Source organism: Amycolatopsis sp. (genome assembly GCF_035546795.1).
Taxonomy (GTDB): domain Bacteria; phylum Actinomycetota; class Actinomycetes; order Mycobacteriales; family Pseudonocardiaceae; genus Amycolatopsis_E.
Map to the genome: position 1 here is coordinate 1 of NZ_DASZWC010000018.1, position 22,429 is coordinate 22,429.

Sequence of the window (22,429 nt, forward strand, 5' to 3'; positions counted from 1 at the left end):
GCCTCAGCGGTGCGCGTGCGTCGGCGGCGAGTCCACCGCGCAGTGCAGGCACTCCGCGAGGTCCGGCCCCTCGGCCGCCGCGGGCTCATCCTGCAGCACCGAGTTCCGCACCCCGATCGCCAGCAGCCCGCCGACGACGGCAAGCCCCGCGCACACCAGCAAAGCCATCCGCCAGCCGGCGGTCAGCGCCGCCGGATCCGAGTATGACTCCCCGGTCAGCCCGGCAACCGCCGGCAGCACGGCGATCGCCAGCAGGCCCCCGGCGCGCGCGATCGCGTTGTTCACGCCAGAGGCGACCCCGGCGTGTTCGTCCGGCGCCGCTGCCAGGACCGTCGCCGTCACCGGCGCGACGACCGTCGCCAGTCCAAGGCCGAACACCAGCACCGCGGGCAGCACGGCGCCGAGGTACGACGCTCCGGGCCCGATCCGCATCATCAGCAGCATCCCGGCCGCGATCAGCAACGGCCCGACGATCAGCTGTACGCGCGGCCCGATCTTCTGCGCCAGCGCGCCCGACCGCCCGGACAGCACCAACATCACGAGTGTGAGCGGCAACCCGGCGACCCCGGCCGCGGTCGGCGAGTAGCCGAGCGAGACCTGCAGTTGCAGCACCAGCAACATCATCACGCCGCCCAGCGCCGCGTACACGACGAAGGTCAGCCCATTCGCCAAACTGAACGTTCGGTCGGTGAACAACGCCGGGGGCACGAGCGGGTCGCCCGCCCGCAGCTGCAGCCGGACGAACGCGGCCAGGCCCGCCACCCCGAGCAGCGCGGTGATCCACACCAGCGGGCTGCCCACTCCGCGCGAAGGCGCTTCGACCAGCGCGGCGGTGATCCCGGCCAGCCCCAGCGCGCCCAGCACCGAGGAAAGCACGTCGGGCCGTCCGCTCATCGTCTCGTCACGGGACTCCGGCACGTACTTCCGCGCCAGCCACAGGCAGACCACCGCCAGCGGCGGGTTGATCAGGAACCCCAGCCGCCACGACCAGGCCTGCACGAGCAGCCCGCCCAGCAACGGCCCGACCGCGGCGGCGACCCCGCCGAGCCCGGACCACGCGCCGATCGCCCGCGCCCGGTCGTCGTGCGCGAAGGTGGACTGCAGGATCGCGAGCGATCCCGGGGTGAGCAGCGCCCCGCCGACCCCCTGCAGGATCCGCGTCACCACGAGCATTTCCGTGGACATCGCCAGCCCGCACAGCGCCGACGCGACGCCGAACCACACCACGCCGATCAGGAACACGCGCCGCCTGCCGTACCGGTCGCCGAGCGAACCGGCGACCAGGATCAGCGAAGCGAGCGCGAGCAGGTACCCGTCGAGGATCCACTGCAGCCCCGAAACCGACGCCTGGAACTCCTCGCCGATCCGGGGCAGCGCGACGTTGACGATCGAACCGTCGAGCATCGCCATCCCGGAACCGAGGATGGTGGTGGCAAGGACACCTCGCGCCGTCGCGGTGCCCCAGCGGACGGTCACGGGCGCGTGAGCGTCGTTATGAACTTGTAGCGATCACCGCGGTAGATCGAGCGGACCCATTCCACCGGTTTCCCGTCCGCGCCGAAGGAATGCCGCGACAGCAGCAACACCGGCATCCCGACGTCGGCGCCGAGCAGCTCGGCCTCCTGCGGTCCGGCGAGCGAGGTTTCGATCGTCTCCTCGGCCCGCTCCATCTGCACCCCGAACTGCTCCCGCAGCACGGTGTACAGCGACCCGCCCGCCGAGACGTGCTTGCGCAGCCCGCGGAACCGGCTCAACGGCAGATGCGTGGTCTCCAGCGCCATCGGCTCGCCGTCGGCCAGCCGCAACCGCCGCATCCGCAGCACCTTGGCGCCGTTGCGGGTGCCGAGTAGTTTGGCCAGCTCGGACTCGGCCGCCAGCTCCTCGATCTCCAGCAGCTTCGACGAAGGCTCGCGCCCCTGCGCGCGCATGTCCTCGGTGTAGGAAGACAGCTGCAGGCGTTGCGCGACCTTCGGCTCCGCGGCGAACGTGCCCTTGCCCTGCACGCGGTGCAGGCGACCTTCGGCGGTCAGATCCGCCAGCGCCTGCCGCACCGTCGTGCGGGAAACCTCGAACTCCATCGCTAACGCGCGTTCGGTCGGGATGGGCGAGCCGGGTGGCAACGTGTCGAGGAGGTCGAGCAGATGCTGCTTCAACGCCCAGTACTTCGGCTCGCGCTGACCGCGCGTGGGTGACTCCAACATGACCGACTCCTCTTCGAACCGCGCATCCGGCGCAGGAAGAAACTACCCTTTCCCGATATCGACGCGCCCGGGCTAGCATTGGTCTAGACCTTCAGCCCTAGGAGACGTGATGACCAGCCCCGGACAGCACATGGCAGCCGAGATCGCGGAGCAACCAGCCGTGCTGGCCGGCCAGGTGGCCCGCCGTGCGGAATTCGCCGAGGTGGCGAGGGTGATCGCACAACGGCCGCCGCGCTTCGCGTTGCTGGCCGCGCGCGGATCGAGCGATCACGCGGCCTTGTACGCGAAATACCTGATCGAAGTACTGCTTGGCTTGCCTGCGGGCCTGGTGTCCCCGTCGACCGTGACACTCTACGGTGCCCGCCCCGATCTGCGCGACGTCCTGCTGATCTCGGTCAGCCAGAGCGGCGGCTCGCCCGACCTGCTGGAATTCACCGAGACCGCCCGCGAGCGCGGCGCGCTGACCGTCGCGGTCACCAACACCCCGGCCTCGCCGCTGAACAAGGCGGCCGAACTGGCCGTCGACATCGGTGCCGGCGCAGAGCTCGCGGTGGCCGCGACGAAGACGTACTCCGCCACGCTCCTGGCGCTGTACCTGCTGATCGACGCGGCGCGCGGCGGCGACGGCTCAGCTGCGGCGAACCTCGGTGAGCTGGCCGAACGGACGCTGGAAGCCCCGGTGCAGCGCGCGATCGACCGCTACCGGTTCGTCGACCGGATCATCACCACCGGCCGCGGCTACTCGTACGCCACGGCGCTGGAGTCCGCGCTGAAGCTCGCCGAGACCAGCTATCTCGCCGCTCGCGCGTACAGCGGGGCGGACCTCCTGCACGGTCCGGTCGCGGCGATCGACGAGGACACGGCTGTGCTCGCCGTGACTGGAGCGGGACGCGGCGGCGCGGCCATGCACGACGTGCTCAGCGCGGTCGCCCAGCGCGGCGCCGATGTGCTGGCACTCGGTTCGTCCGCGGAGACCGTCCCGGCGGCAGTGCGCATCCCGATCCCGGAGGTGGCCGAGGAACTGGCGCCGGTGCTGGAAGTCCTGCCGGTGCAGCGGCTCGCGCTCGGGCTCGCGCTGGCCCGCGGCGGCGACCCGGACAATCCGCGCGGCCTGCTGAAGGTGACGAAGACGCGATGAACTTCGTCGTCGGGGTGGACGCGGGCGGCACGTCCACGCGTGCTCTCGCGGTCGCGGCCGACGGGACGGTGCTCGGCAGCGGCCGGTCCGGCGGGGCGAACCCGAACTCGCATCCGCCGGCCGAGGCGGTCGCGCATCTGGCCGAGGCGATCACCGCCGCACTGACCGGGCTGGATCCCGCGGCGGCAAACGCTTGCGTGGTCGGCATGGCAGGCACCGCCAAGCTGACCGACCGTTCGGTTGCCGCCCTGTTCGAGGCAGGATGGCGGCGGCTCGGCCTGCCCGAAGTCGTGGTGCTGACCGACGCCGAGGTCGCGTTCGCGTCGGCCACCACGGAGCCCGACGGGACGGTGCTCGTAGCGGGCACCGGTTCGATCGCGGGCAGGATTCGCCGCCGGCGCATGGTGTCCACCGCCGGCGGCTACGGCTGGCTGCTCGGCGACGAGGGCTCGGCCTACTGGCTCGGCCGGGAAGCGGTCCGCGCGACGCTTCGAGCGTTGGAAGGCGAAGTCGAACTCGACGAACTCCCCGCCGCGGTGCTGCGTGAGACCGGCATCGATCCGGCCGACCGGCGTCAGGCGTGGCGGCGGCTGATCACCGTGGCCAACGCCGAAGCGCCCATCCGGCTCGCGCGCTTCGCCCCGCTCGTCGGGCCGGGGCCGATCGCCGAACGCGCCGCGGACCATCTCGCGGAGATCGCGCTGGCCGCCCGCGAACCGGGCGAGACCACGCCGATCGTGCTTGTCGGCAGCGTCCTGCGCGGCCCGGTCGGCGAGGGGGTGCGTGACCGGTTGACCGGACTCGACATTCTGGTCAGCAATGACGGCGTACTCGGCGCGGCATGGCTCGCGGCCGTCGAGGCGTATGGCGAGAAAGCTACTGCTCCGGCGTACTTTCCTCCCGTACCTTGACCGGTTCCGCAGGTCGTTCCCGCAGCCGCAGCCCGGGATGATCCGCGGGCAGCGACCGGTAAAGCACCCAACCTGCGACGGCGACGGTAAGCGCTTGCAGCGGCCAGGTCAGTACTGTCCGTGCCACTCCGAGCGCGACGAGTTGCCCCGTCCACCACAACGGCAGGTACACCGCCACCCGCAACAGGTACTGGCACGACCACAGCAGGCTCGCCCGCGAATACGCGCGTAGCAACGCCGGATCCTTGCGCCAGCGGGTTTTCTGCCCCAGTACCAGCCCGACCACCACGCCCAGCAGCGGCCAGCGCACCACCACACTGGCCGCCCACAGCAGCGCACTGGCCACATTGGACAGAAGCTGGATCAGGAAGAAGTCCTGCGCGCGCCCGGTGTGCAGCGCGATCAGCGCGGCCACGATCACCGCGGCGAGGCTCACCACCACCGCGCGCGCCTTGTCACCGCGCGCGAGCCGGAACACCCCCACGACAACGGCCACGACGATCGCCGCGATCGACCCCCACGCGATCGAGTTCCCGGCCGCCAGCCACCCGATGACGAACGCGACGGGCGGCAGGCTCGCGTCCACGGCACCTGTCCGGCCACCGAGCACGCTCGCCAGCGATTCCCGCTCCGCGGTTGGTGAGGTCACCCTTACACCCTGCCCGATTTCCGCCTTTTACGGCAGAGGCCGCGGAGACGTTCGCCACACAATGGGGTCCACCTGCGGTAATAAGGAGGTGCTTGACGCCGACAAAACATGAGACTGTGACTTCCGGCTGAACCGACGGTGGCGTAGGTCGGGATTACGGGTGCATTGTCGCGATGTTGTTCAAGGGGCGAACTACATTTGTGTGCCGGCGAAAGGGGACCCCGTGTACGGCTACGAAAGCTACGTCGCTGTAGGTGACAGCTTCACCGAAGGCCTCAACGACAGGCTCCCCGACGGCACTTTCCGCGGCTGGGCCGACCGTCTGGCGGAGATCCTGGCCGGTGGGCAGTCCTCCTTCCGCTACGCCAATCTCGCCCTGCGCGGGAAGATGCTCGCCGAGATCGTCGACGAACAGGTCCCGGTGGCACTCGACCTCAAGCCCGACCTGGTCACGTTCTGCGGCGGCGGCAACGACGTGATCGTGCCCGGCACCGACGTGGACGAGATCTCTTCGCAGATCGACTCCGTGGTCGGGGCACTGCGCTCGGCCGGCATCGACGTGCTGCTGTTCAACGGGCCCGACACGAAATCGTTGTCCGTGATGAGCGTGCTGCGCGGCAAGATCGGCATCTACAACACCAACCTCTGGGCCATCGCCGCCCGGCACGGCGCCAAGGTGGTCGACCTGTGGGCGATGCACGTGCTCAGCGACCTCCGCGCGTGGAGCGACGACAGGCTGCACTTCACCTCCGAAGGCCACCGGCGGATAGCGCTGCGCGCGGCCGAACTGCTGGGCGTGCCGGTGGCCGACGACTGGCGTGAGCCGTGGCCCGCACTGGAGCAGCCGAGCGACTGGCTGACCAACCGCCGCTCGGACATCTTGTGGACGAAGACGCACCTGCTGCCGTGGATCCGCCGCCAGTTGCGGGGCGAGTCGATGGGCGACGGTCTTTCGCCGAAACGTCCGCAGCTGGCGCCGTTCGTGCCGATCCAGCCTCTCCAGCCCGTCCAGCCGATCCAGTCACCGCCGACGGACGACCACGCCCCGGCCACCTGACCGGCGGTACCCGTCCGGAAGCGGCAGGTACTCACGTTGGTAGGTTTTCCGGTATGCCGCTCCCGCACTGGACCTCGGAGGGGGCGCTCCCGCCTGGACGGCTTCCCGCCGACGTCGCCGACATCTACGAGCGGCTCGTGTTCGATGCGCCGCACCAGAACGAGCGCGAGATCCTCTTCAGCGCGTTGAACAGCTACCTCGGCGCCGTCGCCCGGATCATCCCGACCGGCAGGGCGTGGATCGGCGGCGCCTTCATCACCCGCACCGAGGGCATCCCGGCCGGGCTCGACGTCGTGCTGATCCCCGACGACTGGGGCAGTCTCAAGCGGATGACCGGACCGGCGCGTGACGCACTGTACGGTCTGCTCACATTGCGGGGAGTGATCGTCGGGCAGCCCGCGATGTACCTGGACAAGGTGCAGCCGGTCGGCGGCATGCTCGACGGTTTCCTCAGTTTCCCCGGCGACGAGGACACCTGGGAGTACACGTGGTCCGCGCACGGCACCCGCGGTTTTCCCGAGGTGGTGTGGTGAGTACGGAGTTCCGGCGGATCGCCGACGACATTCCCGGCGGCACCTGGCTCGCCGACCTCGCGCGCGCGTCCGCGATGGCCGCGCACGCGAAGTTCGAGCGCACCGCACGTTCGCCGTTGCTGCGGGTTTCGATGCTGGGCTCGACGAACCTGGACGCGTACACGTTCTCCGACATCAGCCGCTCCTTGCAGGACGCGACGGCGAAGGTCGGGCACATCATCCGCAACCCGCAGGCCGAGGTCACCTACGTCCAGCCGACCGACCGGGACAAGGCCCCGCTGATCCAGCGCGGCCAGGCCGGGAACGCGATCTTCTTCGGCTTCCCCGAGCCGGCGCTGGACGACGCGCTGATCCACGACGGGATCGAGACGCTGTCCGAACGCGCGGTGAAGGAGTTGTGCGACTTCCTGCCGGCGAACGGTTCGGACGACGGGGCGCTGGACGCGGTGCTGCTGCAGCGGGACACCGTGCGCAACGCGGTCAGCGACATCGTCAACGCGGTCGTCAAGAACACCGGGATCGGCCTGCAGCTCACCCCGACCTCGGGCGAGGACGTCGCCCGCTCGATGACCATGGACCAGGCGAAGGTGCTGCAGAGCAGCCTGCGCGAATCCCGTGAGGCTGTCGGGTACGAGACCGTCACCGGACGGCTGGACGGGGTGCGCACGCGGCGGCGGATCTTCTACCTGGAGCGCGAATCCGGCGGCACCATCCAGGGCGCGGTGGCGCCGGACCTGCTGGACCAGATCAAGGAGAACCTGGACCGTCCGGTGACCGCGCGGCTGCGCGTCGTCCGGACCACCACGATCGACGGCCGCCGCGGCCGCCCGGTGCACGAACTTCTGGAGATCACTCCGGAAGTGCATCTCTTCGACCAGTAACCCCGCTCAACGGCTTCGGTCGGCACACCGGAGGAAGCTGAGCGGCCGTCTGACGCTCCCCCATTGCGTCAGACGGCCTACGGGCGACCTTACGCCAGTCAAGCTGCCTGACGCTAAGAATTCGCTAACTGTGTTCAAGGGCCGAGAGCTGCGAGTTCTTCGGCGACCGCGGCCGTCAGCCGGGGGCTTACGCGTTTGCGCAGCTCAAGCGACAAGCCCAACTGAAGGCGCGCTCCCACGACGTCGTCGTGCCGCCGCAGAATCCGGCTCAACGTGGTGCGGGACACTGCTTCCTGCAGCAGAAAACCCCGGTTCTCCGCCACCCCGATCGCTGTTCGCGAGTACCGCTCGGCGGCGTCGAGGTCCTCTAGCCGCAGATGCAGCTCCGCGAGATTGTTCAGCGACACCACCGCATAGCTGTCGTCTCCGAGCCGCTGGTCGATGGCCAGCGACGCCAGCTGGTGCTCGACCGCCTCGACGTACTTGCCCGCCCGCTTCTCCGCTTCCGCGCAGTTGTTCAGGGCCTGGCCGAGCAGCTCCTCCTCGCCGGTCCGCTCGGTCTCCGTGATCACCGCGCGCAGGCATTCGATCGCCTCATCGAGCCTGCCGCACATCGTCAGCGCACATCCCCGGTGGATCTCCGCCGAGATCATCTGCCGGGATTCGCCGAGCCGGCGAGCGATTTCCAGCGCCCCTTCCGCGTCCGCCAGGCCACCGTCGCCGACCTCGAACGTCAACGCGAACGCGCACCGCGAGATCAACATCCAGTACCGCGCCTGCTCGTCCTCGCAGGCCTGCGCCGACGCCATCCCGATCCGGATCAGCCGCGCCCACTCGTTCCACAGCGGACGCACCACGCGGTAGGTGTGCGCGACCCGGGCGAGCCGCCATACGTCTTCGTGGTGCCCGGCCGCCTGCGCGGCCTCGCAGATCGCCAGCAGGTTCGGCCATTCCGCGGCGAACCAGGCGAGCGCATCGTCGTAACCGTCCAGCTCGGGCCCTTCGACGGGCGCGTCATGGAACTGCACCGGGTCGACGATCCGCAGCAGCCGTCGCCGGGCCCGGTCCCCGACCGCCTGATAGTACCGCAGCGATCGCGCCAGCACCTGCTCGCGCGCGTCCGCGATCTCCCGCTGGTACAACCGGACCAGATCGTGCTGGGTGAACACGTCCGGCCCCTGCTCGATCAGCAGGTGGTGTGCGGCCAGCACGCGCAGCCGTCGCCGGGCTTCGGCCAACCCGATGTCCTCCAGCGCCGCGACCAGATGCGGCCCGGACGTCTCCGGCGACAGCGCGCCCAGCGCCCGGAACGTGCGAGCGACCTCCGCCGGCAGCCCCCGGTACGAGACGTCCAGCGCGGCGCGGACACCGGCGTCGTCCACGTCGAGCGCCGCCAGCCTGGTGCGTTCGCTCTCCAGCCGCGTCACGAATTCCTCCACCGTCCACTGTGGACCCGCAGCGAGCCGGGCCCCGACGATCCGCAACGCCAGCGGCAGGTCACCGCACAATCCCGCCAGCCGCTCGTGGTACTCGGCCGCCTCGGCCCCGGCGAGTTCGCCGATCAGCCGCACGGAGTCCGCGCGCGCCAACGGGTCCAACCGCCGCACCCGCGCGGCGTTGGACACCACCAGCCCGTCCAGCCGCGACCGGCTGGTGACCAGCGCCAACGACCCGTTGCCGGGCGGCAGCAACTGCCGGACCTGTTCGGCGGAGGCGGCGTCGTCGAGCAGCACCAGCATCCGCCGCCCGGCGATCAGCGACCGGTACAACGCGACGCGCTCGGACACCTGCTCCGGCAGGTCCGCGGCAGGCACTCCCAAGCCGAGCAGGAACTGGGTGAGCACGTCGGCGGGGCCGCTCAGCGGCGCGAACAACACCCCGTCCGGGAACCGCGGCGCGACCCGATGCGCCCACCACACCGTCAACGACGTCTTGCCGACGCCCGCCGCGCCGGTCACCACGCCGACCGCACCGTCCGGCAGCCCGTTCAGCCAGGCCAGCTCCGCGTCACGGCCGGCGAGCAGCCCGGCGGCGGGCGGCAGCTGCTGCGGCACGACGCGGGTGACATCGACGGTTTTGACCGGTTCGGCACCGGACATCGGCGGCAGATCGTCGTTGAGGATGCGTTCCTGCAGCTCACGAAGGTCCGGTCCCAGGTCGATCCCCAAGGTGTCGGACACGTGCCTGGCCACCCGGCGGTACGCTTCGAGCGCTTCCGCGCGGCGGCCGGAGTAGTACAGCGCTCGCATCAGCTGACCGACGGCCCGCTCCGAACGCGGGTTCTCTCTGACCATTGTGGACAGTTCGACGATCAGCTCCGCGTGCCGCCCGAGCGCGAGATCGGCGTCCACCCTCGCCGAATGCACGGCGGTGCGCAGCTCGGCGAGATCGGGCGCACGAATAGATGCCGGCACATCGGACAATTCGTGCCCCTGCCACAACCGGTACGCCTGCCGCAGCAGGTCCGCCCGCTCGGGCAACGGCGCGGCGTCCGCCTGCGCGAACAGCCTGCGCGCGAGGTACAGGTCGATCCGGTCCGGGTCGATGATCAGCCGGTAGCCGGGCGCCACGGTTTCGATCAGTGCCTGGTTCGACGGTTTGAACGAGCGCATCACCCGCCGCAGCAGGGAAACGTTGCCGTGCACGATGGTGCGTGCGGTGGCGGGCGGGTCGTGCCCCCACAGCGCGTCGATGAGGTCGTCGAGGCCGACGATGCGGTCGGCGTCGAGTGCGAGAAGTGCGAGCAACCCGCGCACGGCGGGGCCACCGATCGGCACCGGGTCGTCCCCGGCGAGCAGCCGGACCGGCCCGAGCAACTGAATCCGCAACGCCTCCCGCACGCTGTTCTCCCCAGAGGCCTACTGGAAGCCGGTGAACGAGTGCGGCCCCGCACCATCAGTCCCGATCTGATGGTGCGGGGCCGCACTCGGTGAAACGCGCGGCGGGGTCGGGTGTTACCCCGCCGGACCAGCTGTCAACAGTCACACGGGACTCACCCCGAGCAAGGAGGAACCCACGCCACCGACGACAACCTCGGCCGCTCCGACGGTCGCCGATGCGGTTGCGACACCGTAACAGGGCGCGATGGGTTGGCTACACCCGACCCACGAAATTCGCACTGTGATCTGCGCCGTACCGCGAACGACGGCAAAGCCGCCTGCCACTGGCAAGCGGCCCGCCGCCGCTCCACGCCACGCTTTTCAGCGCACGACCGGCGTGAAGTCCCGGCTGCCGATGAAGGTCGGCCGGGGCTTGCTCGCCGCGAACGGTTCCACGAGCGCGTTCTCCACGCTGTTGAACACCAGGAAGATGTTCGAGCGCGGGTACGGCGTGATGTTGTTGCCGGAGCCGTGCATGATGTTCGAGTCGAACCACAGCGCCGAACCCGCGGGCCCGGTGAACTGGTCGATCCCGTACTCCGCCGCGAGCTTGGTGATGTCGTGCTCGCTGGGCACGCCGATCTCCTGCTCCTTCAGCGAGTTCTTGTAGTTGTCTTCCGGGGTCGCCCCGCTGCACGGCACGAACGTGCGCTGCGATCCCGGCATGATCATCAACCCGCCGTTGAACGGATAGTTGTCGGTCAGCGCGATCGAGCAGCTCACCGCCCGCGGCCTCGGCATGCCGTCCTCGGCGTGCCAGGTCTCGAAGTCGGAGTGCCAGTAGAACCCGCTGCCACGGAAGCCGGGCATGTAGTTCACCCGGCTCTGGTGGACGTAGACCTCCGAGCCGAGGAGCTGACGGGCGCGATCGAGGATGCGCGGATCACGGACGAGCTCGTTGATCAGGGCGCTGATCCGGTGCACCTCGAAGATCGAGCGGACCTCGCCGCTCTTCTTCTCGGTGATCACCCGCTCGTCGGCCTTGAGCTCCTCGTCGCCGGAGAGCCGGACCAACTCCTGCCAGTAGGCCTGCACCTCGGCCGGGGACAGCAGCCCCTCGACGATGTGGTAGCCCTTGGCCTCGTGCGCGGCGAGCGTCGCCGCGTCCTCCGGACCGTCGCTTTCCGCGCCCCAGACGGTCGGATCGAGCCGGTCGAACGGCTCCGCGGTACCGGTGACCCGGGTCGGGTAAACGTCCTCGACGCCGGTGTCCATGATCGTCAAATCGGTTCGCCTCCTCTTTGGCTGCCCCTCTGTTTTGATGTGGTGGGAGTTCTCGGACGTCAGCCCGGAGTCATTCCTCGGTGACGAGCGGGTAGACCCCGTGCTCGTCGTGCACCTCGCGGCCGGTGACCGGCGGGTTGAAGACACACACCGTGCGCATGTCGGTCTTCGGCCGGACCTGGTGCTTGTCGTGGTCGTTGAGCAGGTAGAGCGAGCCCGGCCGGAGCTGATGCACCTCGCCGGTGGCCTTGTCCTCGACCTCGCCCTCACCCTCGAAAACGAAGACGGCCTCGATGTGGTTCGCGTACCAGAAATCGTTCACGGTCCCCGCGTAAAGCGTGGTCTCGTGCACGGAGAAACCGACCTTCTCCTTCGCCAGGACGATCCGCTTGCTGCGCCAGTTCGGCGTCTTGACATCAGCGTCGGTGTCGGTGATCTCGTCGAGGGTACGGACGATCAAAACTCTCTCCCTTTACTTGCTCAGTACGGATTTCACGGCGGCATCGATGATCTCGAGGCCTTCGCCCACTTCGGCGTCGGTCAGCGTCAACGGCGGCAGCAGCTTGGCCACCTCGCTGTCCGGGCCGGAGGTCTCCATCAGCAGCCCGCGCTCGAACGCGGCGGCGCACACCTTGCCCGCGACCTCGCCGCTTTCGAACTCCAGCCCGCGGGCGAAACCGCGGCCCTTCGCGGTGAGCCCGGCCTCGGGGTAGGACTCGGCGATGCCCTGCAGCGCCGCGCCGATCCGCTCGCCCTTGGCGCGCGTGGACTTCTCCAGTTCGTCGTCGCTCCAGTAGGCGCGCAGCGCCTCGCTGGCGGTGACGAACGCCGGGTTGATCCCGCGGAACGTGCCGTTGTGCTCGCCCGGCTCCCAGACGTCCAGCTCCGGCTTGATCAGGGTCAGCGCGAGCGGCAGGCCGTAGCCGCCGATCGACTTCGACAGGCAGACCATGTCCGGGTAGATCCCGGCGTCCTCGAAGCTGAAGAACGGGCCGGTCCGGCCGCAGCCCATCTGCACGTCGTCGACGATCAGCAGGATGTTGTGCCTGCGGCACAGGTCCGACAGCCCGCGCAGCCATTCCATCCCGGCCGCGTTGATGCCGCCCTCGCCCTGCACGGTTTCCACGATCACGGCGGCGGGCGCGTTCAGCCCACTACCCGAGTCGTCGAGCAGCCGCTCGAAGTACAGGAAGTCCGGGTACGCGCCGTCGAAGTACTGGTCGTAGGGCATCGGCGTGGCGTGCACGAGCGGGATACCCGCGCCGCTGCGCTTCATCGAGTTACCCGTCACCGAAAGCGCGCCCAGCGTCATGCCGTGGAACGCGTTGGTGAAGTTGATGACCGATTCCTTGCCGGTCACCTTGCGCGCCAGCTTCAGCGCGGCCTCGACGGCGTTGGCGCCGCCGGGACCGGGGAAGACGACCTTGTACTCCAGCTCGCGTGGCTTGAGGATCTTGTCCTCGAGCGTCTCCAGCAGGTCCCGCTTCGCCACCGTGAACATGTCCAGCGCGTGCGTGACGCCGTCGCGAGAGATGTAGTCGAGGAGAGCCTGCTTGAGGATCGGGTTGTTGTGCCCGTAGTTGAGCGCACCTGCGCCGGCGAAGAAGTCAAGGTAGGGGGTGCCGTCCTCGGCGTACAGGTGACTGCCCACGGCGCGGTCGAACACGACCGGCCAGCCACGGCTGTAGCTGCGAACTTCGGATTCCAGCTTTTCGAAGATGCTCACTGGTTTTTTTCAACTCCCGAATTTCCTTATCGGCCGCGCTATTCCGTTTTATCGGAGAGTAAGCGGACCGATACGGTAGAGGTCCTCTTGCTCGTGTCGTTCGCCGGTGTCCGGAAAATCGGCGGCGGCGAACAGCGGCGTCTGTTCGACGCGCGCGCCCCAACGCTCGCCGAACGACGCGAACAATCTGATCGAGGCTTTGTTGTCCGGTGTGATCGTGCTCTCCAGGTAGCGGACACCCTGGCGCACCAGACGAGTGAACAACTCGTCCAGCAGTGCCCCGGCCAGGCCTTGTCCACGCTGCGATGCGTCTACGGCCACCTGCCACACCAGCGCCGTGTCGGGCGCCTGCGGTCTACGGTACGCCATCACAAAACCGACCGCTGCACCGTCCACTTTGGCCACAACGGAGGTTTCGGCGAAATCGCGGCACCACAACAAATACGCATATGGCGTGTTGAGATCCAGCTTCTGTGAATCCCGTGCTATTCGCCACAGCGCCTTGCCGTCGGCCTTGGTCGGAGATTCGATCAAGTGCTTTCCGGACATGTCAAAACAAGCTAACAGAGTTAGTTAGCCCGTTCAGCGCAAGACGCGACGCGCAGGCTAACTACCTGCAACGACGAGGAAACACGTGTGACAATAGCAACAAAAATGTACCATTTATAGCGGAGATGTGCTATAGGCCCAGCACTTGCCGCCCGCGGCGGTCACGCACGCTGTCACGTCAACCGTCGAAGTCTCCGATTTCGTTACACGCTAGTGGCAGGGCTCACTCGGCGCGACTCCGCCGGGCGGGATCACAGGCCGACCAGAACCGCGCACCGAAGCGGGACAAGCGCACAGTGTGACGAAGCAGCCTGGTCCGCTTCGCGCTCGCCATCGTCGCGCGGACCAGCTCGTCGGTCGCCAGGATCTCGTGCTGCGCGGCCAGCGCCGGATCGTCGTCGGTGATGTCCACCAGGCCGAGCCGGGCGAGCCTGGTCAGATAGCTCGGCACTTCGTCGAGCAGCGTCACGCCGGCCGCATTTCCCACGGTCGAGGCGTTGCGCAACAGAATTCGATTTCCCCGCGTCACGACATCCGCCGCCGGAAAAGGGTCACCGTGGGCCAGCACCGCGATGATTCGCGCCTCATCCGGAGTAAGCCGGCGCAGCACGGTGGCGTACAGGTATTCGCGCGCGCGTTCCTGGTCGAAACCGATCGACCGGTCCAGCAGCTCCCGCATGGCGGTGCGCAACGGCTCCTCGGCGAGCACGAGCTGGGCCGGGGAGCCGTTGTTGTTGCCGTTGTGCTCATGGCCGGCCGAGGCGGCGCTGAGCGCGACCACATACGGGTCATCCACCTCGTCCAGGCGTTTCCGCAGGCCGGCGAACACCTGCCGCTCGACGTGGCGCAACCCCTCGCCGGCGAAGTCGACTCCGGGCAGCCGTCTGGTCAGGCCGACGCCGGTGCGCGCCGCCCAGCCGGCGAACCGCCCCGCCCGGCGGAGCAGGTTCTCGTCTTCGGCTTGTGGGATCGCGGGAAGGTCTTCGCTGGTCACGCCCAGATGCTACTGTGCCGGTCGTTACCGATCCGACTACAGCCACGGCGGAAACAGCTCTTTACAAACAGATCGGCGGATGAGTGTCCGCCTACTTCCGGTCGGATCAGTAACCGAGCTCCTCGCCGATCCAGTCGGCGACGACGTCCACCCGGCCGACGGTCTCCGAGGTGGTGTGCGGGCAGTCGGGGCCGTCGCTTTCCACTCCGGCGATCGTCGCGTTTCCGCTGTCGTCCAGCGAGAAGTACGGCGCGCCGGAGTCGTAGGTGCAGGCACTGGTGTCGGCCGCCGGCCAGACTCCCTGCACGCCCGCGGTGGTGTCGGCGACGCTGCTCACCGCGACCTTGCCGTAGTACAGGTGCGTGGACGGCGTCACGTCGGTGGAGTTCCGCGCACCCCAGCCTGCCAGCACGAGCTGCTCACCGGCAGTCGGCGCGCCATCGGGAATCCGCAGCGTTTCCAGGCCTTCGACCGGCTTGGCGAGCTTCGCCGGCGCGATGTCGTCGGTGCCGGCCTGGCGGACCTCGACCACGTCGACTTCCTCGCCCGAGGTGTCGGCGACGTCGGCCTTGCCGAGCGTGGCGACGGTCTTGTACGGAACCGGTCCGCTGACCGGATTCCTTGCCGTGTCATGGAAACAGTGCCCGGCCGTGATAATCCACTGTGGACTGATCAGCCCTGCCGAGCAGGCGCTGTCGTAGGTGGTGCCGTCCGCGTTCGGGATGTCGGTCATGGTCAGTTTCACCGAGTACGGGAACTGGCCGGTGGCGGCGGCTTCGCCCTTCGCGACGGCTTGCGCGGGCGAGGCCGCCGGCAGTGTCGCGCCCACCACCGCGGCGACGGCCAGGACGGTAGTCATGATCTTCCGCAACGCTCGGACCCCTTCGAGTGGGCAGGTATCGACCGAGCGGAAAACCGGACCAGGTTAATTCACTCACTGGGGTGATCGTCGGGCACGCTTTGTCGCCTTCCGTAGCTGCATGATCCGGGCCGCGCCGACCAGCGCGACGAGCGCCGCCCCGCCGATGGCGGAGAACAACATGGCCAGCGCGAGCGGCATGCTGCCGCTGCCCCAGAGGAAGGTGATCGTGGTGTCTTCCAGGTTCTGCAGGATGAAGATGAGCAGAAAAACCAGCAGGACCAAAGCGACGATCACGGCAACCCAGGTGCCGCTGACCCTGGTTCGCTTGATGTGGGCGGGCCGCGCGGCCGCCGGTGCCGGGCGCGGGGCCTCGTGCGGTTCGCTTTCCTGCGCGTGCGTCATTGCGCCATTCTCGTCCGCGAACCGCGTTTCCGCTTGTCAGCGCGTCCGTTCGGGTGACCAGACGAGTGTCGTCATGTGCCGGATACCGGGAGTCGTGCCACGCAGCGCCCCGGCGACTTCGGCGCTCCGGTCCGCGCCAAGGCATAGCCGTTTGCGCGTTGTCTCGACCAGTTCCGGGAACGGCGTGGGCACGGCTTTCTTCTGCCAGCGCACGATTTCGGGCTGGACACCGAGTTCGCGCAGCGCGGCGACGGCGTCGTCCGCGGTCGGCCCATCGGGGCGGCGGAGGTCGTGAAAGCGCTGCCAGAGCGGGTTCATCCCGGTCATCGGATGTGCAGCGTTGATCTCCACGACGATTCGGCGCCGGGTGCGCTCGTGCAGCGCCCGCACGAACGGCGCCAGGTCGGCGACGTTGTAAAGCACATTGGCGCAGACCGCGACGTCCACGGATCCGACCTGTTCCGCGGCTTGCGGCCAGTGCCCGTCCACCGTGCGGTGTGGCAGGCCGAGCGACTCGGCGCGGTCCGCGAACTCGGGGAGCAGATTCGTGTCGACCGACGTGACGTGGGTGATCGCCTCGGCGCACGGGAGGCTCGCCGCCCCGGCACCGGCGCCGATGTCGAGCAGGGTGCCGCCGCCGTCCAGCCCGGCGAGCACCGCGTGATGCGTCGGCGTGCGCGGCCCGCCGAGCTGGCGATCGGCGCGGCGCACGAACACGTTGCGCGGCAAGGCGAACGGCGACTCCGGTGCGGCCTCGAGGATGTGCTCGGGAATGGCCCAGCCCGCGAGTTGCTCCGCCCACCGGTCCAGCGCGCTCATGCGGTCAATTGTCGCCCGCCGACGAAGACCCGGCGAATGTCGGCCGGTCGCGCGGCGGTGACGAGGAACTCGGCCACGTCGCCCGGCCAGTCCCCCGGGTGGATCACGATGAGATCGGCGAGCTGGTGCGGCACGGACTTGGCGTGGCGCTGATGCCGCGTTCGCTCGCCGGGGATGCCGTGTGCTCGCTGAACCCGCCCTTGCGCCGCGAGGTATGGCTGATCCGGCGGAAGGGCCGCTCTTCACAGGCCGCCCGCGCCTGCCGGGAGAAACTGACCGAATGGTCGGCCAGGGCCCCGGCGCCGGAGTGACCCGGTGGTTTCCGGCTGGTCGCGGACGTCGTTCCATGACGCACCACGGCCGAACCGGCCGGCGGCGACTGCAGGCCCGGTCCGCTCAGACCAGTTCCGGATTGTTCTCGCTGGGCAGGTTCAGCTTCGGCAGGGTGCGCTCGATCTGCTCGCGGTCGGGCTCCAGCCACGGCGGGAGCTTCAGCGCGCGGCCGAGTTCGAGCAGCGGTTCGTCGATCGCGAAGCCCGGCTGGTCGGTCGCCACCTCCAGCAAGGTGCCGCCCGGTTCGCGGAAGTAGATCGACCGGAAGTACTGACGGTCCAAAATGGACGTCACCTTGACCCCGGCGTCCACCAGCTCCGCGCGCCAGTTCGCCTGGGTCTCCTCGTCCGGCGCCCGCCACGCGACATGGTGCACGGTGCCCGTCGAGACCAGCCCGCGTGCCACGCCGGGGGTGACCAGCACGTCCACGATCGCGCCGGGACCACCTGCACCGGCACTGAACCGGAGCCGGTTGGAATCCTGGCCGACGAACGTGAGGCCGAGGTCGCCGAACATCTCGGCGGTCGGCTCTTCCTCGGCGACGGACAGCGTCACCGAGTGCAGCCCGCGGATGGCGTGCTCGGCCGGAACGTGCCCGTTGTCCCACGGGTCACGCGGATCGCCTTGCGGATGCGCGACGAGCGCGAGCTGCAGGCCGTCGGGATCGTCGAAGGTGAGCACGTCCTCGCTGTCCCGGTTCGCGATCCGGCCGGTGGTCACGCCGGTTTCGGCGAGATGGTCCCGCCACCAGCCGATCGAGTTCGCCGGCACCGAGAACGACGTGGTGGTGGCCTGCCCGGTGCCGCGTCTGCCCGCCGGGGCGTCGGGCCGTGGGAAGAAGGTCATCAGGGTGCCCGGCTTGCCGGACTCGTCGCCGTAGTAGAGGTGATAGCTGCCAGGGTCGTCGAAGTTGACCGTCCTCTTCACCAGCCGGAGGCCGAGCGTGCGCACGTAGAACTCGGCGTTGCGCTGCGGTTCGCCACCGACGGCCGTGACGTGGTGCAGGCCAGTCGTGTTGATGGACATCGAAGTCCTCCTCTGGGTTCGAGCTGACCGGTAAACCTCTCGCTGGCAAGATATATTCCGGCAAGAGAACAGTGCTTATACTGGTGGCGTGGCGGATGACGACGAGATCGTGACGTGGTGGGGCCTGGTGATCGAGGGGTACCTGGCCACCCAGGACAAGCTGATGGGCGAGATCGCCGAGCGGTTCGGCCTGGCCCCGGCGTCGTTCGACATCCTGCTCCGGCTCGTGCGCACCCCCGGCCACCAGATGCCGATGACCCGCCTCGCGGGTGAAGCCGCTCTCTCCAGCGGTGGGTTCACCAAGGTCGCCGACCGGATGGTCGCCGCCGACCTGATCTGCCGGCTGCCCAATCCGAACGACCGCCGGGTGACGTACGCCTGCCTCACCGAACACGGCCGGGAGGTCGCGGAGAAGGCCCGTCAAGCGGGTGCTGAAATCCTGCGCCGCCGCGTGCTCGAACCGCTTGGGCCCGAGGCCTCCGAAGCACTCGCTGCAGCCATGCGCACACTGCGGGAAGTGAACGGCCGGTAATGATTGCCTCCGGGCGGGAACCGGGCGCACGATGGGCAGGTCGCGTCGCGACGGGTCGCGGCGCCTGGCCCGCGAGGAGGCCGACATGCTCACCAAGTCCACTGTGGTCACCATGCTTCCGGTGCAGGACGGCAGCCGCGCCCAGCGCTTCTACACCGAAGCACTGGGGCTGCACGAAGTCGCCAGCAGCCCGGACGGCACGCACTACTTCGAGGTCGGCGGCGGTGGTGCCATCGGGCTGCGGGTGCTGCCGAACACCACACCCAGCGAGAACACCGCGCTGAGCTTCGAGGTCGCCGACATCGCCGCGGAGATCGGTGAGCTGGAGGGGCGCGGAGTCCGGTTCCAGGACTTCGACTCCGACGAACTGCGCACCGTCGGCCACATCGCCACGATGGAAGGCGAAAAGGCCGCGTGGTTCACCGACAGCGAGGGAAACACCCTCTGCCTGCACCAGCCGGCGAAGTGAACACAGATCGCTAAACGTCCAGTCCTGGAAAGAGTTTCCCGGCGTTGCCGGACAGCACATCGGTCAGCACGTCGTCCGGCAGGCCGAGTTCGGTCAGCGCGCGCACATTCCGGCTCGCGCCGGGAACTCCTGGCCAGTCGGTGCCGAAGATGAGCTTCCCCGCCAACCGCCTCAGGTCGAAACGCGCGTAGTAGTCCGGAAGCTTCTTCGGCGGCAGGCCCGCCAGGTCCAGCCAGACATTTTCCTTTGCCAGTGCCAAAAATGCGGCCACGTCGTACCACCAGCCGCGGCCGCCGTGTGCGAAGACGAAGTTCACGCCCGGGAAGTCCTCGACCACATCGGACAGCAGCTCCGGGTTTCCCATACTGGCCCGCGCGCCGGGAAAACTGCTCGTGCCCGAGTGCAGGATCACCGGCACACCCCGATCGGCGCACACTTGGTACGCGGCGTACAACTCCTTGTCGGCGGGCGAAAAGGCGCCGTGCACCGGATGGATCTTGAGCGCCACCGCGCCGAGATCAAGCTGCCGCTCCACTTCGGCCGCGACCGGATGATGCAGGTACGGATTGACGTTGGCCACCAGCCGGAAGCGCTCCGGGTTGTGCCGCACCAACGGCAGGTTGTCCTCGATCGGCTGGATGCCGGTGGCACGCGGGCTGTACTCACAGAACAGCAGCGCCCGGTCGACGCCTTCCGACTCCAGTAGACTGTCCAAACGGGACGGTACCGGGTCGCCGTTTTCGTCATAGGCCGAACGCCAGTCGTGCGGGCCGGAGAACTGCTCGGCCCACTCGAGCCAGGCAGGCTTCAACGTGCTCAGCCGCGGGACGTGGACATGCGCGTCCACCACCGTCCTGCCATCGATCACGCGAGCGCCCCCGGGCGCAACGCGTCGCGAACCTGTTCCCGGATCACGTTGCGGCGGATCTTGCCGGTGGCCGTCTTCGGCAGCTCCGACACCCCGACCACGGCGCGCGGGCGTTTGAACGCGGCCAGGCCCTCGCGGCAGAACTCGATGAGCGCCGCCGAATCCAGCTCCCGGCCCGCGGCAGGCACCACGCAGGCGACCGGCTTGTCGATCCCGTCCTCGTCCGGGGCCGCGACCACGGCCACCTCCGCCACATCCGGATGCTGCAACAGTCTCTGCTCCACTTCGGACGGTGACACCCAAATGCCGCCGGCCTTCAGCATGTCGTTGAACCTGCCGAGACAAGTATAGGTGCCATCGGCGTTACGCACGTAGCTGTCGCCCGTGCGCAGCCAGTCTCCCTGGAACACGCGCTTCGAGGTTTCGTACCGGCTCCAGTAGCCGAACGCGGTGGACGGCCCGCGCACGAACAACTCGCCCGGCTCGCCAGTGCCCTCGATGGGCACCCCGGTCGTGTCCCGGATTTCGACGTCGTACCCGGGCACCGCTGTCCCGGTGGTACCCGGCACCACCGCGCCGGGCCGGTTCGACAGGAAGATGTGCAGTGCCTCCGTCGAGCCGATGCCGTCGAGGATCTCCACCCCGAACCTCGCGCGGAACCGTTCGAACAGCACTCCCGGCAACGGCTCTCCGGCCGAAACCGCCTGGCGCACGGACAAAAACGTGTCGTCCGGAATGTCGCTCGCGAGCAGTGCCGAGTAGAACGTGGGCACCGCGAAGAACAACGAAGGCCGCTCGGTGCGCACCCGGTCCGAGATCAGCCGCGGGCTGGGCTTGGCGGGCTCGAGCACCGTCGTCGCGCCGACCGAGAACGGAAAGAACAGCGAATTCCCTATGCCGTAGGCGAAAAACAGCTTCGCCACGGAGAAACAGCTGTCCTCGCCGCGAATCCCCAGTACCTGGCTGCCGTAGGTCTCACACACCGCGCGGATGCTCGCGTGCCGGTGCATCGCACCCTTGGGCTCGCCGGTTGTGCCCGAGGTGTACAACCACAGCGCGGGCGAGTCCTCCCAGGTCGCATACGACGGGATCGGGTCCGAAATGGACAGTTCCGGCCAGCCATGCGTTGCCACGGCGGGAAAGTCACCGGGATCGGCGCGGTCGAGCACCACGTCGGTCACCTCGGGCGCCAGCGCGATCGCCTCCTGCGCCGCCGCCGAGAACTCGGCCGAGACGCAGAGCACGCGGGCGCGCGAATCCGCCAGCACCTTGCCCAGCTCCGGCCCCGTCACCATCGTGGAAACGGGCACCGGCACCGCGCCGGCGGCCATCGCGCCGAGGACGGCGGTGAGCATCTCCACGCCGTCCACCATGCACAGCATCACCCGTTCCTCCGGGCGCACCCCGATCCGGCGGAACCCGCCGGCGACCCGGTGCACCTCGTCCGCCAGCTCGGCGTAGGTCAGCGTGCGGCCGGGCGCGCGCACCGCGACCCGGGCCCCGTTGCCGTCCCTGACATGCCGGTCGAGCAGGTAATCCACCGCATTGAACCCGACCATCGCACGCTCCTAAAGACTCACTTGTCGGCGGCTTGCGAGCCGGTGCGGGTAGCAGAACCTCAGACGCCTTCTCACTCCGGGATCGCCTCCTCATGAATGCCAATTCACCACGTCAGCGCTGTCCTCGCGAGAAGCCGCCTGAGACCTGCGGCGGTGCAAACTGCCAGCCCCACCGCAAGCGGCTCCGCCGCTTACACAAAGCTCCTATAGGTATACGTATTCGTAGTCGAACGGCTTGCCGTTGATCCCCTGCCGCGGCGGGGCCACCCAGCTCGCGATCTTGCCCCGCTCGTACACCGGGCGCATCAGCGAACGGACGAACGCGAGATCCTCCGCCGTCGGCAGCCAGTTGGCCTGCCCGCGCTGCCAGGTCTGCTCGTCCACGATGGTCCCGTCCGGCGTGATGTGGTGGCCGGAGTTTATGCCGACGTGCCGGTTGAATCCAGGGTGCGGCAGGGCGAAGGTGAACGAGATGTCGTTGTCCGCGAGGATGCGGTTCCACCTCTTCACACCCGACTGACAGTCCGCGATGTATTCACCGCGCAGATCGAGGTTGAGCAGCAGGATCTTCTGCATCTCCTCGCTGTCCCAGGTGCCGTCCTCGCGCGGGCGCGGCAGCTCGGCGGCGTCATCGGTCAGCTGGTGGTCGTCCTTGCGGCGCGGCTCCATCCAGCGCCCCTTGAGCCCGGCGGTGTAGTAGTTCGCGGCGTTGGTGGAGGTCTCGCTGCCGAACAGGTCGAGCGAGACGCTGTAGTGGAAGTTGATGTAGCGCTGGATGATCTCCAGCGGGATCCCGCCGTGCGAGGCGATGTCCATC

The 22,429-nt window shown here is 68.7% G+C and carries 23 protein-coding genes and 1 pseudogene; 8 read left to right on the top strand and 16 right to left on the bottom strand.

What is annotated here, in order from left to right:
- Positions 1-3 precede the first annotated feature (3 nt).
- Positions 4-1,476, bottom strand: a complete 1,473-nt coding sequence (locus VHD82_RS12100; RefSeq protein WP_325701298.1) for an MFS transporter — start codon at positions 1,474-1,476, stop codon at positions 4-6.
- Positions 1,473-2,201: a GntR family transcriptional regulator gene (locus VHD82_RS12105; RefSeq protein WP_325701301.1), complete on the bottom strand. Its 729-nt coding sequence runs from the start codon at positions 2,199-2,201 to the stop codon at positions 1,473-1,475. The genes VHD82_RS12100 and VHD82_RS12105 overlap by 4 nt, the downstream gene beginning before the upstream one ends.
- 130 nt (positions 2,202-2,331) lie before the next feature.
- Between VHD82_RS12105 and VHD82_RS12110 the strand changes: the two genes are divergently transcribed.
- Together VHD82_RS12110 and VHD82_RS12115 are read left to right on the top strand one after the other, a co-directional pair.
- The gene (locus VHD82_RS12110; protein ID WP_414637494.1) at positions 2,332-3,339 is read left to right on the top strand and encodes an SIS domain-containing protein; all 1,008 of its coding nucleotides are present in this window, start codon (positions 2,332-2,334) and stop codon (positions 3,337-3,339) included.
- Positions 3,336-4,250 (top strand): N-acetylglucosamine kinase, encoded by a 915-nt coding sequence (locus VHD82_RS12115; protein ID WP_325701306.1) that lies wholly within the window; start codon positions 3,336-3,338, stop codon positions 4,248-4,250. The genes VHD82_RS12110 and VHD82_RS12115 overlap by 4 nt, the downstream gene beginning before the upstream one ends.
- On the opposite strand, the gene VHD82_RS12120 is transcribed toward VHD82_RS12115, so the two are convergent.
- On the bottom strand, positions 4,216-4,899 hold the full coding sequence (locus tag VHD82_RS12120) for a DUF3159 domain-containing protein (protein ID WP_325701310.1): 684 nt from the start codon (positions 4,897-4,899) through the stop codon (positions 4,216-4,218). The two genes, VHD82_RS12115 and VHD82_RS12120, sit on opposite strands and share 35 nt — an antisense overlap.
- A gap of 223 nt (positions 4,900-5,122) precedes the next feature.
- Between VHD82_RS12120 and VHD82_RS12125 the strand changes: the two genes are divergently transcribed.
- From VHD82_RS12125 to VHD82_RS12135, 3 genes are read left to right on the top strand one after another with little or no spacing between them, the layout of a single operon-like run.
- Positions 5,123-5,956, top strand: coding sequence for an SGNH/GDSL hydrolase family protein (locus tag VHD82_RS12125; protein WP_325701313.1), 834 nt, complete (start codon positions 5,123-5,125; stop codon positions 5,954-5,956).
- 53 nt (positions 5,957-6,009) lie between these two features.
- Positions 6,010-6,489: a DUF6932 family protein gene (locus VHD82_RS12130; protein ID WP_325701316.1), complete on the top strand. Its 480-nt coding sequence runs from the start codon at positions 6,010-6,012 to the stop codon at positions 6,487-6,489.
- Positions 6,486-7,370: a hypothetical protein gene (locus VHD82_RS12135; RefSeq protein WP_325701319.1), complete on the top strand. Its 885-nt coding sequence runs from the start codon at positions 6,486-6,488 to the stop codon at positions 7,368-7,370. The genes VHD82_RS12130 and VHD82_RS12135 overlap by 4 nt, the downstream gene beginning before the upstream one ends.
- Positions 7,371-7,504: 134 nt before the next feature.
- Here VHD82_RS12135 and VHD82_RS12140 read toward each other — a convergent pair whose 3' ends face one another.
- From VHD82_RS12140 to VHD82_RS12180, 9 genes are all read right to left on the bottom strand, one after another.
- Positions 7,505-10,210 carry an AfsR/SARP family transcriptional regulator gene (locus VHD82_RS12140; protein ID WP_325701322.1) on the bottom strand — a complete coding sequence of 902 codons (2,706 nt, stop codon included), beginning with the start codon at positions 10,208-10,210 and terminating at the stop codon, positions 7,505-7,507.
- Between the two features lie 360 nt (positions 10,211-10,570).
- Positions 10,571-11,464 carry an ectoine hydroxylase gene (gene thpD / locus VHD82_RS12145; protein WP_414637495.1) on the bottom strand — a complete coding sequence of 298 codons (894 nt, stop codon included), beginning with the start codon at positions 11,462-11,464 and terminating at the stop codon, positions 10,571-10,573.
- Between the two features lie 79 nt (positions 11,465-11,543).
- Positions 11,544-11,933, bottom strand: coding sequence for an ectoine synthase (locus tag VHD82_RS12150; RefSeq protein ID WP_325701328.1), 390 nt, complete (start codon positions 11,931-11,933; stop codon positions 11,544-11,546).
- A 12-nt stretch (positions 11,934-11,945) separates the two neighbouring features.
- Positions 11,946-13,199, bottom strand: a complete 1,254-nt coding sequence (gene ectB / locus VHD82_RS12155) for a diaminobutyrate--2-oxoglutarate transaminase (RefSeq protein ID WP_325701331.1) — start codon at positions 13,197-13,199, stop codon at positions 11,946-11,948.
- A 48-nt stretch (positions 13,200-13,247) separates the two neighbouring features.
- Positions 13,248-13,748, bottom strand: coding sequence for a diaminobutyrate acetyltransferase (gene ectA, locus VHD82_RS12160; RefSeq protein WP_325701334.1), 501 nt, complete (start codon positions 13,746-13,748; stop codon positions 13,248-13,250).
- 223 nt (positions 13,749-13,971) lie between these two features.
- A complete protein-coding gene (locus VHD82_RS12165; protein ID WP_414637493.1) occupies positions 13,972-14,742 on the bottom strand; it encodes an Abi-alpha family protein in 771 nt (256 codons plus the stop codon).
- Between the two features lie 106 nt (positions 14,743-14,848).
- Complete coding sequence (locus tag VHD82_RS12170) at positions 14,849-15,601, bottom strand: S1 family peptidase (RefSeq protein ID WP_325701337.1); 753 nt, start codon at positions 15,599-15,601, stop codon at positions 14,849-14,851.
- A 75-nt stretch (positions 15,602-15,676) separates the two neighbouring features.
- Complete coding sequence (locus tag VHD82_RS12175; protein WP_325701340.1) at positions 15,677-16,006, bottom strand: lipopolysaccharide assembly protein LapA domain-containing protein; 330 nt, start codon at positions 16,004-16,006, stop codon at positions 15,677-15,679.
- Positions 16,007-16,042: 36 nt separating this feature from the next.
- Positions 16,043-16,825 carry a class I SAM-dependent methyltransferase gene (locus VHD82_RS12180; protein WP_325701343.1) on the bottom strand — a complete coding sequence of 261 codons (783 nt, stop codon included), beginning with the start codon at positions 16,823-16,825 and terminating at the stop codon, positions 16,043-16,045.
- A gap of 98 nt (positions 16,826-16,923) precedes the next feature.
- Here VHD82_RS12180 and VHD82_RS12185 point away from each other — a divergent pair, with 98 nt between their 5' ends.
- Positions 16,924-17,136: a LysR substrate-binding domain-containing protein gene (locus VHD82_RS12185; protein WP_325701346.1), complete on the top strand. Its 213-nt coding sequence runs from the start codon at positions 16,924-16,926 to the stop codon at positions 17,134-17,136.
- An 85-nt stretch (positions 17,137-17,221) separates the two neighbouring features.
- Here VHD82_RS12185 and VHD82_RS12190 read toward each other — a convergent pair whose 3' ends face one another.
- A complete protein-coding gene (locus VHD82_RS12190; protein WP_325701349.1) occupies positions 17,222-18,184 on the bottom strand; it encodes a ring-cleaving dioxygenase in 963 nt (320 codons plus the stop codon).
- Positions 18,185-18,272: 88 nt separating this feature from the next.
- Between VHD82_RS12190 and VHD82_RS12195 the strand changes: the two genes are divergently transcribed.
- Both VHD82_RS12195 and VHD82_RS12200 read left to right on the top strand, forming a co-directional pair.
- A complete protein-coding gene (locus VHD82_RS12195) occupies positions 18,273-18,716 on the top strand; it encodes a MarR family winged helix-turn-helix transcriptional regulator (protein WP_325701352.1) in 444 nt (147 codons plus the stop codon).
- A 31-nt stretch (positions 18,717-18,747) separates the two neighbouring features.
- The gene (locus tag VHD82_RS12200) at positions 18,748-19,185 is read left to right on the top strand and encodes a VOC family protein (protein WP_325701355.1); all 438 of its coding nucleotides are present in this window, start codon (positions 18,748-18,750) and stop codon (positions 19,183-19,185) included.
- A 10-nt stretch (positions 19,186-19,195) separates the two neighbouring features.
- Here VHD82_RS12200 and VHD82_RS12205 read toward each other — a convergent pair whose 3' ends face one another.
- The 3 genes and pseudogenes from VHD82_RS12205 to VHD82_RS12215 all read right to left on the bottom strand — a co-directional run.
- Positions 19,196-20,053 (bottom strand): amidohydrolase family protein, encoded by an 858-nt coding sequence (locus tag VHD82_RS12205; protein ID WP_325701358.1) that lies wholly within the window; start codon positions 20,051-20,053, stop codon positions 19,196-19,198.
- Entirely contained in the window at positions 20,050-21,612 is a 1,563-nt protein-coding gene (locus VHD82_RS12210) for a benzoate-CoA ligase family protein (RefSeq protein WP_325701362.1), read from the bottom strand. Before VHD82_RS12210 ends, VHD82_RS12205 begins: the two co-directional genes overlap by 4 nt.
- Before the next feature lie 204 nt (positions 21,613-21,816).
- Positions 21,817-22,429: pseudogene (locus VHD82_RS12215) on the bottom strand (benzoyl-CoA 2,3-epoxidase subunit BoxB); the annotation flags it as partial.

What these genes read in the sequence shown, in the direction of transcription:
- VHD82_RS12180 (WP_325701343.1), bottom strand. Translation starts at nt 16,825, where the DNA reads ATGAGCGCGCTGGACCGGTGGGCGGAGCAACTCGCGGGCTGGGCCATT.
- VHD82_RS12190 (WP_325701349.1), bottom strand. Translation starts at nt 18,184, where the DNA reads ATGTCCATCAACACGACTGGCCTGCACCACGTCACGGCCGTCGGTGGC.
- VHD82_RS12105 (WP_325701301.1), bottom strand. Translation starts at nt 2,201, where the DNA reads ATGTTGGAGTCACCCACGCGCGGTCAGCGCGAGCCGAAGTACTGGGCG.
- VHD82_RS12175 (WP_325701340.1), bottom strand. Translation starts at nt 16,006, where the DNA reads ATGACGCACGCGCAGGAAAGCGAACCGCACGAGGCCCCGCGCCCGGCA.
- VHD82_RS12200 (WP_325701355.1), top strand. Translation starts at nt 18,748, where the DNA reads ATGGGCAGGTCGCGTCGCGACGGGTCGCGGCGCCTGGCCCGCGAGGAG.
- VHD82_RS12130 (WP_325701316.1), top strand. Translation starts at nt 6,010, where the DNA reads ATGCCGCTCCCGCACTGGACCTCGGAGGGGGCGCTCCCGCCTGGACGG.
- VHD82_RS12115 (WP_325701306.1), top strand. Translation starts at nt 3,336, where the DNA reads ATGAACTTCGTCGTCGGGGTGGACGCGGGCGGCACGTCCACGCGTGCT.
- ectA (WP_325701334.1), bottom strand. Translation starts at nt 13,748, where the DNA reads ATGTCCGGAAAGCACTTGATCGAATCTCCGACCAAGGCCGACGGCAAG.
- VHD82_RS12110 (WP_414637494.1), top strand. Translation starts at nt 2,332, where the DNA reads ATGGCAGCCGAGATCGCGGAGCAACCAGCCGTGCTGGCCGGCCAGGTG.
- VHD82_RS12170 (WP_325701337.1), bottom strand. Translation starts at nt 15,601, where the DNA reads ATGACTACCGTCCTGGCCGTCGCCGCGGTGGTGGGCGCGACACTGCCG.
- thpD (WP_414637495.1), bottom strand. Translation starts at nt 11,464, where the DNA reads ATGGACACCGGCGTCGAGGACGTTTACCCGACCCGGGTCACCGGTACC.
- VHD82_RS12210 (WP_325701362.1), bottom strand. Translation starts at nt 21,612, where the DNA reads ATGGTCGGGTTCAATGCGGTGGATTACCTGCTCGACCGGCATGTCAGG.